The 14,661-nt window shown below is 65.0% G+C and carries 12 protein-coding genes; 5 read left to right on the top strand and 7 right to left on the bottom strand.

What is annotated here, in order from left to right; translation table 11 throughout:
• Position 1: 1 nt before the first annotated feature.
• Entirely contained in the window at positions 2 to 1,441 is a 1,440-nt protein-coding gene (locus NLM15_RS18770) for an FAD-binding oxidoreductase (RefSeq protein WP_254118542.1), read from the bottom strand.
• A gap of 27 nt (positions 1,442 to 1,468) precedes the next feature.
• Complete coding sequence (locus tag NLM15_RS18765) at positions 1,469 to 2,389, bottom strand: dihydrodipicolinate synthase family protein (protein ID WP_254118541.1); 921 nt, start codon at positions 2,387 to 2,389, stop codon at positions 1,469 to 1,471.
• A 124-nt stretch (positions 2,390 to 2,513) separates the two neighbouring features.
• Here NLM15_RS18765 and NLM15_RS18760 point away from each other — a divergent pair, with 124 nt between their 5' ends.
• On the top strand, positions 2,514 to 3,347 hold the full coding sequence (locus tag NLM15_RS18760) for an IclR family transcriptional regulator (RefSeq protein ID WP_254118540.1): 834 nt from the start codon (positions 2,514 to 2,516) through the stop codon (positions 3,345 to 3,347).
• 16 nt (positions 3,348 to 3,363) lie between these two features.
• On the opposite strand, the gene rnz is transcribed toward NLM15_RS18760, so the two are convergent.
• The 5 genes from rnz to NLM15_RS18735 form a co-directional block, all read right to left on the bottom strand.
• A complete protein-coding gene (gene rnz, locus NLM15_RS18755) occupies positions 3,364 to 4,266 on the bottom strand; it encodes a ribonuclease Z (protein WP_254118539.1) in 903 nt (300 codons plus the stop codon).
• A gap of 66 nt (positions 4,267 to 4,332) precedes the next feature.
• Complete coding sequence (locus tag NLM15_RS18750) at positions 4,333 to 5,316, bottom strand: antibiotic biosynthesis monooxygenase (RefSeq protein ID WP_254118538.1); 984 nt, start codon at positions 5,314 to 5,316, stop codon at positions 4,333 to 4,335.
• Between the two features lie 9 nt (positions 5,317 to 5,325).
• On the bottom strand, positions 5,326 to 6,723 hold the full coding sequence (gene guaD / locus NLM15_RS18745) for a guanine deaminase (protein ID WP_254118537.1): 1,398 nt from the start codon (positions 6,721 to 6,723) through the stop codon (positions 5,326 to 5,328).
• A 15-nt stretch (positions 6,724 to 6,738) separates the two neighbouring features.
• On the bottom strand, positions 6,739 to 7,956 hold the full coding sequence (locus tag NLM15_RS18740; protein WP_254118536.1) for a multidrug effflux MFS transporter: 1,218 nt from the start codon (positions 7,954 to 7,956) through the stop codon (positions 6,739 to 6,741).
• A 222-nt stretch (positions 7,957 to 8,178) separates the two neighbouring features.
• Positions 8,179 to 8,952 carry an alpha/beta fold hydrolase gene (locus tag NLM15_RS18735; protein WP_254118535.1) on the bottom strand — a complete coding sequence of 258 codons (774 nt, stop codon included), beginning with the start codon at positions 8,950 to 8,952 and terminating at the stop codon, positions 8,179 to 8,181.
• A 143-nt stretch (positions 8,953 to 9,095) separates the two neighbouring features.
• On the opposite strand from NLM15_RS18735, the gene NLM15_RS18730 reads away from it, so the two are divergent.
• The 4 genes from NLM15_RS18730 (at position 9,096) to NLM15_RS18715 (ending at position 14,450) form a co-directional block, all read left to right on the top strand.
• Positions 9,096 to 9,746, top strand: coding sequence for a GntR family transcriptional regulator (locus tag NLM15_RS18730; RefSeq protein WP_254124291.1), 651 nt, complete (start codon positions 9,096 to 9,098; stop codon positions 9,744 to 9,746).
• Entirely contained in the window at positions 9,743 to 11,272 is a 1,530-nt protein-coding gene (locus NLM15_RS18725; RefSeq protein WP_254118534.1) for an aldehyde dehydrogenase, read from the top strand. Before NLM15_RS18730 ends, NLM15_RS18725 begins: the two co-directional genes overlap by 4 nt.
• Before the next feature lie 74 nt (positions 11,273 to 11,346).
• Positions 11,347 to 12,714, top strand: a complete 1,368-nt coding sequence (locus tag NLM15_RS18720; protein ID WP_254118533.1) for an MFS transporter — start codon at positions 11,347 to 11,349, stop codon at positions 12,712 to 12,714.
• A 239-nt stretch (positions 12,715 to 12,953) separates the two neighbouring features.
• A complete protein-coding gene (locus tag NLM15_RS18715; protein WP_254118532.1) occupies positions 12,954 to 14,450 on the top strand; it encodes an amidase in 1,497 nt (498 codons plus the stop codon).
• Positions 14,451 to 14,661: the final 211 nt, after the last annotated feature.

Raw genomic sequence — 14,661 nt, 5'->3', positions numbered from 1 at the left:
GTCATGCTGCTCCCGCGCCAAATATCTTGTCGGGATTCATCAGGCCGTTCGGATCGAGCAATCGCTTGATGCCGCGCATCAGCTCGATATCGAGGGGATCGGCGACGCGGGCCAGCCGGCCGCGGTTGGTGATCCCGATGCCGTGCTCGGCGCTGATCGCCCCGCCCTGCGCCGCGGTCTCGTCGTCGACGATCTCGTTGATTTGCGCGACCAGCGCAGCCGTCGCCGCCGGCTCCTGGCAATGCGCGCGGTCGATCAGCGCGATCACGTGGATGTTGCCGTCGCCGATATGGCCGTGCATCACGACCCGCGCATGCGGCACGGCGGCGTTGATGCGGGCTTCGACATTGGTGACGAAAGCGGCCTGACGCTCCAGCGGCACCACGCTGTCGTGCGACACCACATAACCGCTGCGCTTGTTGCCTTCGGACACGCTGTGCCTGACCGCCCAAATCGCCTTCGCCTGCGCAAGATTGGACGCCAGGATGACGTCTTCGGCGAGGCCGGCCTCCATCGCATCCGCGAGCACCGTGGCGAGTGGCTCGTCGAGATCGACGCCCGCGAGCGTGTCGGTCAATTCGACGATCAGGTACCACGGCGTCGTCAGCTCGAACGGGATCGTGACATGCGGCACGGTCTCCGCGATCGCTTCGATCTGCGCGCGCGACATGATCTCGAGGCTGCCGAGCCGGTCGCCGACGGCGCCGCGCAGGCGCGCCATGATCTCGAGCGCCTGTTCGACACCCCGCAACTTCAACAGCGCCAGGGCCGAGCTGCGCGGCGGCGAGAACAGTTTCAGCACCGCCGCGGTGACGATGCCGAGCGTCCCCTCCGCGCCGATGAAGAGCTGCTTGAGCGCGTAACCCGTGTTGTCCTTGCGCAGTGCGCGCAGGCCGTTGAAGACCCGCCCGTCGGGCAGCACGACCTCCAGCCCGAGCACGAGATCGCGCGTCGGTCCGTAGCGCAGCACGGCCGTGCCGCCGGCATTGGTCGAGATGTTACCGCCGATCTGGCAGGAGCCTTCGGCGCCCAGGCTCAACGGAAAGTAGCGGTCGACGCTACGAGCCGCATTCTGCACCTCGGCGAGAATGCAGCCGGCCTCGACCGTGATCGTATTGGCGAGCGGACTGACCTCGCGCACGGCCCGCATGCGATCGAGACGGATCACGACATTGCCCGCGTGATCGTCTGGAGTCGCGGCTCCGCACATGCCGGTGTTGCCGCCCTGCGGCACGATCGCGAGCCGCTTATCGGCACAGAACTTGACGACGGCGGCGACCTCGGCGGTCGAGCCGGGCTTCACCACCGCGACTGCGCGGCCGCGATAGCGCCCGCGCCAGTCCACGACATAAGGCTCCTGGTCGGAGCCGGACGCGATGACGTGCTTGTCGCCGACGATCACGGCAAGCGCGTAAAGCGCAACCTGGAAGGTGTCTGACATCCGATGGCCTCGTCGCCGGTGCCCGCGCTAGCCAGCGGCGGAGAATGCCGCGGCATTCACGAGCAGCTCTTTCTCTTGCTCCGGCGGCAGGGATTCCAGCGGCGGCCGCAGGCGCTTCCATCCGGCATGCTTGGTGCGGTCCGCGGCCAATGCCTTCAGCGAGGCCATCTGCGGGAACCGCGAGACCAACTCGCGCGCCCTCACGATGCGCGCCTGCGCTGCCTTCAGGGCCGGATCATCGTCACTGTCGCCAAAATGCTTGAAGACGTAAGCAAGACTGCGCGCGACGACATTCGAGGTCGCGGTGATGCATCCCGCGCCGCCCTTGCGCAGCAGCGGCAGCATCAGCGGGTCGGCACCGCCCAGGACCGCGAAGCCGGGGAAACGCTCGACCATCGCGGTCATGTTGGCGAAGTCGCCGGACGAATCCTTGATGCCGGTGAACGTCGCCGGATAAGCCTTGCGCAGCCGCTCGATCAGCGCATGCGAGATCGGCTGCGCCGACATCTGCGGGTAGTGATAGAGGACAACCTTCAGGCGCGCATCGCCGACGCGCTGCACGATCTCGCTGTAGGCGGCATAAACGCCCTCGTCGCTGACGTTCTTGTAATAGAACGGCGGCAGCATCACGACGGTGTCGACGCCGACCGACAGCGCGTGACGCGTCAGCGCGATAGTGTCGGTGAACGCGGCGACGCCGGTGCCCGGCAGCAGCTGGTTCGGCTTGATGCCGCCGGCGATCGTGGCCTCCAGCAGCGCGGTGCGCTCGGCGACCGAGAAAGAGTTTGCCTCCCCCGTCGTGCCGAGCATCGCGATGCCGTCGCAGCCCTCATCCAGGAGATAGCGGCAATGCGCGACGAAGCGTGCGTGATCGGGCGCAAGTTCGGCATCGAGCGGTGTCAGCGCGGCGGAGAAGACGCCATGAGGGTGCAGCGAAGATGTCGACAAAACTTCCTCCGATCGCCAGATTGATATTGTTCGGAATGCGAACATTTGTTATTTACTGATGCTGTCGTAAAATCAGCGCGTCCCCGCGTCAAGGGCGACGGCTGTGCTGGCGGGACATTCGAGCATGGCCAAGGTCGAAAAGAAGGCCGCAAAGCGCAAACCGGAAGCTAGCGCGAAGAATCCCAAGAATTATGTCGCTTCCGTCGGCAAGGCCTTTGCCGTGCTCAGGAGTTTCACGAGCGAAACCTTTGAACTCACGCTGAGTGAGATTGCCGCACGGGCCGATCTCGATCGCGGGACCGCGTTCCGCCTGATCCAAACCCTGGTCGAGCTCGGCTATCTCCAGACCGTTCCGCAAAGCCGCCGGTTCCGTCTCGGAGTTGCCTGTCTCGACCTCGGCTACACCGTGCTCTCGCGCGGTTCGTTGCGGCCGATCGTCGAGCCGCTGCTCCGCGATCTCGTCCCGGCAGTCGGCGATGCAGCCTCGCTCGGCATTCTCGACGGCGGCGACGTGGTCTATCTCGCACGCGTCGGTGCCGGTCTCGACCGTCACAAGATGGACCGGCGGCCGGGCACGCGCATTCCCGCCTACAGCGCCGCACTCGGCCATGTCATGCTGGCGCATCTGGCCCGGGACCAGCAGATCGAGCGACTGGAATTGCGCCCTCGCGTAAAGCTGTCGGAGCGAACGCTGACCGATCTCGACGCCCTGCTCGCCCGGCTCGATCAGGTGAAGAAGAAAGGCCATGCCGTCTCCGACGGCGAGAATGCCTATGGCCTCCGCACGCTGGCAACGCCGATCTTCGACGCCCAGGGTCTTGTGATCGGCGGCCTGAGCGTCACGGTCGATGCGATGCGCATGGACATGGCGGCCTTCCGCGACCAGGCACTGCCGCGGCTGATGCAGGTGACGAGCCATGTGCAGGATCTCGCGATCAAGTCGGGTTTGACGAACTGAGTGCTCGTCGCGCCGACTAGACCACGATGTGATCGAAGTCGGCGGCGATCCGCGTGATCGGAAAGACCTTCGTCGCCTCAGCCAGGATCTCTTCGTCCGGATAGCGTCCTGACATATGGACCAGCACGAGCTGCTTGACATTATTTGCCGCGGCAAACGAAGCGGCGCCGGTTGCGGTGAGATGGCCATAGTCCCGTGCAGTCGATGCGTCGCGATCGAGGAAGGTCGCCTCGATCACCAGCAAATCGGCATCAGCGACATGTTTGGATAGCCCGTCCGTGGTTTCGGTGTCGCCGATCACGACGAGCTTTCTACCGCCGCTCGGCGGCCCCAGCACGTCTTCCGGATCGATCGTTCGATCGCCGATCACGACCGCTCGCCCCGCGGCGAGTTCTCCGCGCATGGGACCATCGGGAACGCCGAGCACTTCGAGGCGATCAGACAAGAGATGGCGGCGGGCGGGGCTCTGGAAGACGAAACCGAAGCTGTCGGTGTCGCGGTGTCGGACGGGAAAGCAGTCGATGGTAAAGTCACCGGCGTCGATGACCTGCCCCTCGGTCAGCGGCGCGAACTCCACAGGGATCGGCGCCCTGCCCGCGCCCCACAGGCCCGCGAGCATGCGAATGACGATGTCGAGCGTGCCCGGTCCGGCATGAATCGTCATCGCGTCGGCGCTCTGCCGCAAGCCCAGCGTCGAGAACAGGCCGGGGATACCGAGCACATGATCGAGATGACCGTGTGTCAGCAGGATGCGGTCGAGCCGCCGAAAGCCGGCGCCGCTGCGCAGCAACTGGCGCTGCGTGCCCTCGCCGCAATCAACCAGGATACGCTTGCCGGCGGCCTCCACGAGGAGGGCCGGATGGTTGCGCTCCACTGAGGGAACGCTTGCCGAGGTCCCGAGAAATGTCAGGGCGAACATGGGCGTCAGTGTCCAGAGGCCGGCCGCTCCCCGACAGCACCTCAAGGGTCCGCACGGTGGATGGCCTCACCGCCCCCAATGCCACGCGAGCAGCAGCGCGTACAGTCCCATCGATCCCGCATAGAGCGCGGCAAGGAGTGCGTATCCCGCGATCTGGCGACCGAGCGCCGCCTTCGGCGTGACCCACCAGCCAAGCGCCCTGAAGGCGGCCGGCACGAGGAACCAGCCGAGCAGCTGGGTGCTGACGAGATTGCCGACGAACAGCGACAGCCAGACCGGCACGCCGTGGCTGTCGATCAGCGGCGCGCTGATGAAATAGCCCCAGAGGTAGACGACGGGATAGAGCACCAGGAGGACGATGAGGTTGCTCTTCCAGATCAGGCCAGGTCCTTGCTCCGGAGCCTGGACCTTGCCGGACGGGAACCAGAAATTGAAGCCGTAGCTCGCCCGCTTCACGCTCATGCCGGCGTTGAAGCGCTCGCCCTCCTTCAACAGTGTCTGCCTCACGGGCGAGTCGAGCCATGCGTTAAGATTGGCATCGCCGTCGAACGACAGGATGACGATCCACTCATCATGCAGGCCCGGAATCGGCCGCTCGATCTTGTGGCGCAGGAATCCCCTGAACTCGGCCTCGGCGGCCTGGATGCGCTGTTGCCATTTGAGGAACTCGTCTTCGAGACCGTCGGGCACTTTGAAGGAGATGACAGCGGAGACCGCGCTGTCGCGCTGAACGCCGGTGTCGGGCAGGATATGGACATCCTCCGAACCGACGAAGAAACGCTGCACCTCTCCGATCAGCCGCGCCCGCACATCGCTCTGAAGCCAGGCGCGTGCGGCGGCGGGATTCGCGAAACGCAGGATCGTCACCCAGTCCACATGGGCCGGCGGCTGCGGCGGCACCACCTCCTGGCTGAGGAAGCCGGGCCACGCCTTGAGCGCCTCACCGACCTCGCCGTTCCACCGCGCGAACGCGGCAAAGCCGTCGTCCGCGATGCGGCGCTGGATGACGAGGGCGACCGGCTGGCCGGCGGTGTCGGGAGATGCGCTCATGAGCGGCCGTCAGCTCTTCTTGTAGAGACGCTTGCCCATCACCCAGGTCTCGTCGACGCAGCGGTCGTCACCGACCATCATGACGGCGAACAGCATGCTCGCGGTCTCGTCCATGGTGCGCGGTCCGCCGCCGTCGGCGATCAGCGACTGGTGCCAGGGTTGCGCGGCTTGCCCGCCGTTCGGATCGAGCGCGACGAAATCAGCCTCCTTGCCAGGCTCGAAATTGCCGAGCTTGTCGTCGATGTAGAGGCCTTCGGCACCGCCGAGCGTGATCGACCAGAAACCGCGATAGGGCGAGAGCTTGTTGCGCTCGGCTTCCGCAAGGTCCTTGCGCGTGGGATCGATGCTGCCGTCGAGCAGCGTGTTGTTGCACATGCCGACCTTGTAGGCGTCGTCGAGCACCGAGATCATCGAGAAGCGATTGCCGCCGCCGACATCGGTGCCGAACGACATCTTCACGCGATGCTCCGGATCGGTGGCCCGACCGAGGCGGAACAGGCCGCTGCCGAGGAACAGGTTCGAGCACGGGCAGAACACCACCGCCGCGCCCTTCTTCGACATGCGGCGGAACTCGTTGTTCGAGAGATAGACGCCGTGGCCGCCGGAGAACTTCGGACCGACCAGGTCGAACTTCTCGTAGACGCCAAGATAGTCCTGGCAATCCGGGTGTTCGACAAGCACGCCGCTGCACTCGGCCGGATTCTCGGAGATGTGGGTATTGACCCAGCAGTCCGGATGCTCGTGCTTGAGGCGCTGACATGCCTTGAGCAATTCCGGCGAGGCGCCGAAGGCGAAGCGCGGCGTGATGGCGTAGAGATTGCGGCCCTTGTTGTGGTACTCGGCGATCAGGCGCTTGCTGTCGCGATAGAAATTCTCCGGGGTATCGACGAAATCGGCCGGCGCGTTGCGATCGATGCCGGTGAGACCCGCGATCACGCGCATGTTGCGGCGGGACGCTTCCTCGAACAATTCCTCGGTTGAAACGGGCGAGGAACTCGTGAAGGCTTGGCAGGTGGTGGTGCCGGACGCGAGCAGCGCATCGAGGAAACGCTTCACGCCCTCGCGCGCGTAGTTGCGATCCCGGTATTTGAGCTCTTCCGGATAGACCCACTTCTGGAGCCATGGCAGGAGCTGCTCGCCATAGGCGCCGAGCACACGGGTCTGCGGCAGATGGATGTGACCATCGATGAAGCCCGGGACGATGATGCGGTCCCTGATGTGGGTGATCTCGACGCCCGGATGTGCGGCTGCGACCTTCTCGTAGGGACCGAAAGCCTTGATGACGCCGTCGGTGACGACCATGAGGCCGTCCTGGTGGAAGCGCGCGGCCGCCTGCTCGTTGCCGACATGCTTCCAGGGATCGTCGACGAAGTCGAAGAACGTGCCGCGAATACCGACGGTGGTCATGAACTGGTTCCTTCCTTAAGTCTGTGTGGCCTGGCGCGCCGAGGGCAGCGAGATGGCAAGCAGCGTGCCCGCGACGGCGCAAAGGCCGAGATAGAGCCATCCGATCGGCGCCTGCGTCGCTTCCGGCAGCACCGCAGCGATCGCCATGGCACCGCTGACCGCGAGATAGCAGAGCGCGCTGATGAGGCCGCCGATCAGGCCGTGGTCGCGCTCGAACAGGCCGAGCGCCATGCCGTACATCATCGGGCACAGCACGCCGCAGCCGCCGAGCACCAGCGCGCCGCCGATCGTGATCGACGCAAAATCGAGACCGAGGGTCATCCCGGTCGCGGTCAGGACCGCGGCACCGGCGAGAAACAGCGCGAAGGCGCCGAACCCCATCACGCGGGCCGGCATAAAGCGCGCGAAATGGGCGCAGCCGAGCTCGCCTGCGAGATTGACGCCGCCAAGGCCGAGCGCGACGAGGCCGTAGATCGCCGCCGAATAGCCGAGGCCGGTCTGGTAGAAGAACGGCGCGACGACGCCGAATGCGAGCTGCGCGCTGGCCGCGGCGGCGAACACCAGCACGAAGGCCAGGAAGCCCGGGCGAACAAGCGCCTCGCGCAAGATACCGGCCGTGCGCCGCGGATCGAACGGCGCGCGTCGCTCCGCAGGCAACGTCTCGGGCAGGAGAAACACGACGATTGCGGCAACGATGGCCGCGGCGATGGCAATGATGACGAAGACGCCGCGCCAGGACGTCAGCTCGACGATGAAGCCGCCAGCCGCCGGTGCGAGCACGGGTGCGAGTCCCCAGGCTGCCCCGAGCAGGCCGGAGATCGCGGTAAGTTCACGGCCGCGAAAACAGTCGGCCGCAACCGCATAGGCGACGACGAGACAGGTACAGCCGCCGACGCCTTGCAGGAAGCGCAGCGCAAGCAACAGCGATGCACTGGTGGCCAACGCACAGGCGATGCTCATCGCGATGAGCACCGAGAGGCCGGCGAGCAGGACGTTGCGGCGGCCAAGCGTATCCGAGGCGATGCCGACCGGCACCAGCGCCAGACTCATGCCGAGCATGTAGGCGGTGACGGTGTTCTGCATCGATGCGGAATCGGTTGCAAGATCCACCACCATCTGCGGCAGGCCCGGCGTATAGGCATCGAGCGGGATCTGGCTGAAAGGCACGACGCACAGCAGGATCGGCACGATCCCACCCTTCGCGCGACCGGCGTCCGAAGCAAGTGCAGTCATGGCTTACGCCCCCTCGATGCCCGCGGGCCCCGTCTTTTCGTGCGCGCAATGAGACGCGACGATGCGGGTTGCGGATATTGACGCGCGGACCGTGCCAGAACTGTGTGTAAAAACTCTTAGGGGTTCCGCTTCAATACGGGCAGCGCCGTGAACACGGCGTCCATTAACCGTTCGGAAGGCATCGCCGTTTCGAACGCAAGGTCAGCCTCAGCCAGACGCAGATCAAAGCAGGAAACCCTCGAGAGCTCCGAGAAACTGTCGCGGCGACTGAAGCTGCGGCACGTGGGCGCAACCCTTGATGATCTTGAGTTCGGCGCGCGGCAATCCGGCGGCCAGTTCATGCGACATCGGCGGCGGCGTCGCCTCATCGTGCTCGCCGACCAGCACGAGAACCGGGACTTTCACCGCGGCAAGCTCGGCGCGTAGATCGAGACCAGCCAATGCATCGCACGCGGCGCGAAAGACGTCGGGATCCGTCCGCAGGAACGCTGCACGACGATCCTGCATCAGCTCGGGATGCTGCGCCTGAAACTCGGGTGCGAACAGGCGCCGCATCGCGACATCGGTGATGGCCTCCAGCCCTTTCTCGCGCGATGCCTTCGCCATGTTGCGAAACGCTTCGCGGCCGGGCTCAGAAAAGGCAGCGCCGCTGTCGGCGAGAACGAGCTTGCCGGCGACCTCCGGATGCCGGATCGCCATCTGCAAAGCGACGAACCCGCCATAGCCGTTGCCGAGGACAACCGCCGGCGCGCCGCCCGCGGCATCGCGGACGGCCTCAGCCATCCGGTCTGCGACCGCGACAAGTCCGCCCTCGACCGCACCTGAACGGCCGAAGCCCGGCAGCTCCGGCACGATAGTCCGAAACGATCCTTCGAGCTCGGGCACGATCGCATCGAAACTCGCGCGGTCCGACAACAGCGAGTGAAAGAGAAACAGCGGCGGCCCCTCACCCGATTGCGCTGCGTTGACGGTCCCGTTGGCAAGAAGCCTGTCCATGTCCGGCCTTTCCTTCATTTCATCGGTCATTCGCGTGCCCGAAGGCCCCGACCGATAAATCAACTGTCAGGGAATTCAAGCATTTGGCTCTTGACGTGAAATATCACGACTGAGATATTAACGCCAAGGAGAACTGAAATATGATGCTTTTGCGCGAGAATATCTATGATCGTCTACGATCTGATATTTTAGCATGCCGCTTTGCGCCGGGCGATGAAATGCGCGAACAGGATCTGGCCGAGCGTTATGAAGTGAGCCGGCAACCGGTTCGGGATGCGCTTCTGAGGCTGCAGCGCGAGCATCTGGTGACTGTGCAGCCGCGCCAGGGTTATCGGGTCACTCCGATCTCGCTGTCCGACGCCCGCGACCTCCTGCGCTTCCGTCTTGCACTGGAGCCGGCCTGCGTCACCGAAGCGATCGAGAGTGCACCCGACAGCGTTTTGAAATCGCTCGACGAATTTCGCTGCTTCTCCGGCAACCACGAAGACTTCATCGCCTACAACCGCGCCTTCCACACCGCGCTCGCTCACGCCTCCGGCAATCGCCGCATGGCGACGGCGCTGTGCGACCTGATCGGCCAGGCCGACCGGCTGGTCCGCGTCAGCATCTCCAATCTGAAGGGCCACGACCCGGCAAAGCTCGTCGCCGAGCACGTCGCCCTGATCGACGCCATGCAGAGCCGCGAGACGCGAACCGCGGCGCGCATCATCAAGGCCCATATCGGGGCCACCGAAAAACGCGTTCTGCCGGCGCTCAAGCGCAACGCCGTCATCGTCGAAGAGAGGTCATCATGAACATTCCCTCGAAACCCGCGTCGATCGACGTCGAAATCCACGGCAATTTCATCGATGGACGTGAAGTCGAAGCCGGAGGCGGCACGATGCTGGACGTCCGCAATCCCGCGACCGGCGACGTGATTGCCCGCATTCCCAATTCGACCACCGAAGATATCGACCGCGCCATGAAGAGCGCGCGCGCCGCGTTCGAAGGCAAGGCGTGGGGCGGCATGGACACGCGTGCGCGTGCCAGACTGGTCAACAAACTCGCCGACGCGTTCGAAGCCAATCTTGACAGCCTGTACCGGCTGGAGACCCTCAACAACGGCCGCCCGATCAACGAGACCCGCGCCCAGCTCTCCCGCCTGCCGGACTTCTTCCGCTATTTCGCGGGCGTTGCGCTGTCGCGGCGCGATTCCGTGATTCCCGTCGAAGGCGCGTATCTGAACTACACGCTCCGCACGCCGATCGGCATCGTCGCCAATTGCACGCCGTTCAACCACCCGCTGATGATCCTGTGCAAGTCGCTCGCCGTGGTGCTGGCGACCGGATGCGTCACCGTGGTCAAGCCGTCCGAATACACGCCGCTGACGACCTTGAAGCTTGCGCAGATCTTCACCGAAGCCGGCCTTCCGCCCGGCGTCTTCAATATCGTGCTGGGCCTCGGCCAGAGCGCAGGCAAGATGCTGGCCGAGCACGGCGACATCAACAAGCTGGTCCTGACCGGCGGCACCGAAGCCGGCCGCATCGCCGGCAGCGCGGCCGCAAAGGTGTTCGCACATCAGACCATGGAGCTCGGCGGCAAGACGCCGGTGATGGTGTTCGACGATTTCGACGTCGACCGCGCCGTCAACTATGCCGCATTCGGCGCCTTCATCGGCGCCGGCCAGACCTGCGTCTGCGCCTCCCGCCATCTCGTCCAGGCCTCGATCTATGACGAGTTCGTCGAGAAGCTGCAGGCCAAGACCCGCACGATCCGCGTCGGCGATCCCTTCGATGCGAACACCCAAATGGGTCCCGTGATCTCCGCCCGGCAGCGCGACCGCGTTCTCGCCTATGTGGGCTACGGTCACGAGGACGGCGCGCGTCTCGTCGCCGGCGGCGTTGCCGCGAAGGTGCGGGGTCACGACAACGGCTATTTCGTCGAGCCGACCGTGTTCGCCGACGTCACATCCGACATGCGCATCTTCCAGGAGGAAGTGTTCGGTCCGTTCACCTCGGTGACGCCGTTCAAGGACGAGGCCGACGCGCTGCGGCTTGCCAACGACTCGCCGTTCGGCCTCGCCGCCGCGATCCGCACCCGCGACGTCGCCCGCGCGCACCGCGTCGCCGCCTCGGTCAAGGCCGGCATCGTCTGGATTAACGATCATCACCGGCTCGACCCGGCCTCGCCCTGGGGCGGCGTCGACGATTCCGGCATCGGCCGCGAGTGCGGCACCGAAAGCTTCAACGACCATTTCAACACCAAGAGCGTGATGGTCGCGACCCACGAGCAGCCATTCGACTGGTACCGCGACACGGCCAATCAGAAGCGGCTGAACTAACAGAACTGCAAGCGGCCGACCGCCCATAGAAGGCGGGCCGCATCAACCAGAACAACAGTCAAGGGAGAGCGTATATGTCGACATCGGTGAACGCAGGCAGCCGTCTTGATCGGCTGCCGATCGGCCCATTCCACCGCCGCATCATGCTATTGATCGGCATCGGAATGTTTTTCGACGGTTTCGACATCTATATCGCCGGGACGGTGCTCAGCGTGACGCTGAAGACCGGCTTTTCGACGCTCGCCCAGAACGCGGTTTTCATCTCCGCAACCTTCGTCGGCATGATGCTGGGATCGTTCGGCACCGGTTTCCTCGGCGACCGCTACGGACGCCGCTTCACCTATCAATTCAATTTGCTCCTTTTCGGCGTCGCCTCCCTTGCCGCGGCTTTCTCGCCGAACATGGCCTTCCTGATCGCCTGCCGCTTCGTCATGGGCGTCGGGCTCGGTGCGGAGAACGTCGTCGGCTATTCGACGATGACGGAATTCGTGCCCGCGCGCACGCGCGGCAAATGGCTCGGCTTCACGACCGTGTGCGTCGTCACCGGTTTGCCGGTGGCGCTATTGGTCGCATCCGTGGTGGTGCCGCAATTCGGCTGGCGCTCGATGTTCGTACTCGGCGGCGTCGGCGCGCTCGTCGTGTGGTACATGCGCAAGTCGCTGCCGGAATCGCCGCGCTGGCTGGAAGCGGTGGGGCGCACCGCCGAGGCCGAAGCGCTGATGCAGGCCATCGAGAAGGAGGCGGCGCAAGGTCAGCCCTTGCCTGCTCCCGCGCCCACCACACCAGCCCCGGTCGCGGCTGATCTGGGCACGCTGTTCACCGCGCCTTTGCTATCGCGGATGATCGTCGGCGCGATCTGCCTGATCACGATCAACACCCTGCTCTACGGCTTCGTCACCTGGCTGCCCGTGTTCTTCGTCAAGCAGGGCCTCTCGATCGCGACCTCGTTCGGCTACTCGCTGCTGATGGCACTTGGCGCGCCCATCGGCTCGGCGATCGGCGCGTTGACCGCCGACCGCTGGGGCCGGAAGCCGACCATCATTGGCGCGTCCCTGATCACGGTGGCGCTGGGCATCCTCTATCCCTCGATCTCGGATCCAATCCTGCTGCCCGCCGTGGGCTTTGCGCTGACCGTGCCGATCTACGTCCTGGTCGCCCTTCTGTTCGGCATCTACATTCCCGAACTGTTTCCGACCGAGGTCCGCCTGCGCGCGTCCGGTATCGTCAACACGCTGGGCCGCGGCGCCACGATCGTCACACCGTTCCTCGTCGTGTCACTGTTCGAGACGCGGGGCGTGGCCGGCGTCATGGCGCTGATGATCGGACTGCTGGTGGTGCAGATCATCACGGTCTGGGCGCTCGGCATCGAGCCGCGGCATCGCAGTCTCGAAGAGCTGAAGGCCGAGGAAACCGCTTCGCCGGTGCTCAAGGAAGCTTCCTGACACTCTCCACAACGTCATGGCCGGGCTTGTCCCGGCCATCCACGCTTTGACTGCCCAGCACCTAGAACGTGGATGCCCGGGACAAGCCCGGGCATAACGTCTCCCGTAGATTTTTCAAATACGCACGCCTCCCGCCCCGACAGGCGGGCAGATCTGGTTCCCGTTGCGTCGCCTCCTCATCTCGCCGCCAACATTGCATGTTCGATTCGCCGAGACCACGCAATGCAAGGGAGTTCGCGATGACCGCAGAGGCAGCTGACCTGAACTACGGCTCGATCGGCGCACTCCTTGGCGCCCTGTACGCGCGCAAGATCTCTGCGTCAGAATTGCTCGCGCATACGATCGCGCGCATCGAGGCGCTGGACGGGCGGATCAACGCCATCGTCGTTCGCGATTTTGATCGTGCAAGGGACGCCGCGCGCGCCGCCGACGCTGCGCTTGCCCGCGGCGAGCGGCTGCCGTTGCTCGGCATCCCCGTGACCTTGAAAGAGCCATTCAACGTCGCCGGCCTGCCGACGACATGGGGCTTTCCGCATTTCAGGGATTTCCAACCGGCGGAAGATGCCCTCGTCGTCTCGCGGTTGAAGGCCGCAGGCGCCGTCATCATCGGCAAGACCAACATCCCGATCGGCCTCAGGGATTTCCAGAGCTACAACGAGATCTACGGGGCGACGAACAATCCATGGGATCTCGGCCGCTCGCCCGGCGGCTCCTCGGGCGGATGTGGCGCGGCGCTGGCCGCGGGCTTCGGTCCGCTCTCGATCGGCTCGGATATCGGCGGCTCGATCCGGGTGCCCGCACATTTTTGCGGCGTGTTCGGACACAAGCCGAGCCTCGGCCTGGTCCCGCTACGCGGCTACAGCCTGCCACCGGCGCCGCCCGTTCCCGGCCAGGGCGATCTGGCTGTCGTCGGACCGATGACGCGCACCGCCGAGGATCTCGCATTGTCGCTCGACGTGATCGCAGGCCCCGACGAGACCCGCGACGGGATCGGCTATCGCCTTGCGCTGCCCGCCCCGCGCCATATCCATCTCAAGGATTTCAGGATCCTCGTGATCGATACCCATCCGCTGATGCCGACGGGTGATGCCGTGCGTTCAGCCATTGGACGGTTAACTGAACGGCTCGAGCGCACCGGCGCTCGGGTCGCGCGCGCGAGCACGTCGCTGCCCGATCTCGCCGAATCCGCGCGGCTCTACATGAAGCTGCTCAACGGCGCGCGCAGCTCGCGCCTGACACCAGCCGCCCTCGCCGAGGCGCAACACGTTGCCGCAGCACTCTCACCCGACGACCGCAGCCTGCAGGCCGAACGCGCCCGCGGTTGGGGCATGATCCATCGCGAGTGGCTGGCGATTGATGCGGCCCGCCTGCAACTGCAACAGAAGTGGCATCACCTCTTCCGCGAGTTCGACGCGGTGATCTATCCGGCCGCCGCCGTGCCGGCCTTTCCGCACGATCATTCCGAACCGTTCGACGCACGGCAACTGAACATCGACGGAAAGCTCTATAATTACTCTGATGCGTGCTTCATCTGGGCCGACCCCGCCTCGACCTGCGGACTGCCGGCGACCGCCGTCCCGATCGAGCACGCGCCGTCGGGCCTGCCGATCGGCGTCCAGATCATCGGGCCATATCTAGAAGATCGGACGACGATTGCGCTGGCCGGATTACTCGAACGCGAGTTCGGAGGCTTCGTGCTACCGCCGTCGCTGCCGCCAATGCATTCGGCGAGCTGACAAAGGCGGTGGTGCCTCGACCGCCTCCACCTCCACATACCGCAGCGCTTGGCGATCAGCGCCATGTCATACACGTACGGCCATCGTCGCTGCATCACCGATACGACGGATCTGCCCGGCACGCGGTAGCACGTCAAAAAATATCCTTTGATTTGAATCAACGCGACCTCGTAGTGAGCGATCACCATTAGCGAGGTGCCTGGGGGCAATT

The sequence above is a fragment of the Bradyrhizobium sp. CCGB20 genome (assembly GCF_024199855.1).
Lineage (GTDB): Bacteria > Pseudomonadota > Alphaproteobacteria > Rhizobiales > Xanthobacteraceae > Bradyrhizobium.
Note: the sequence above shows the minus strand (reverse complement) of the source record. Positions and strands in the feature narration are given on the sequence as shown.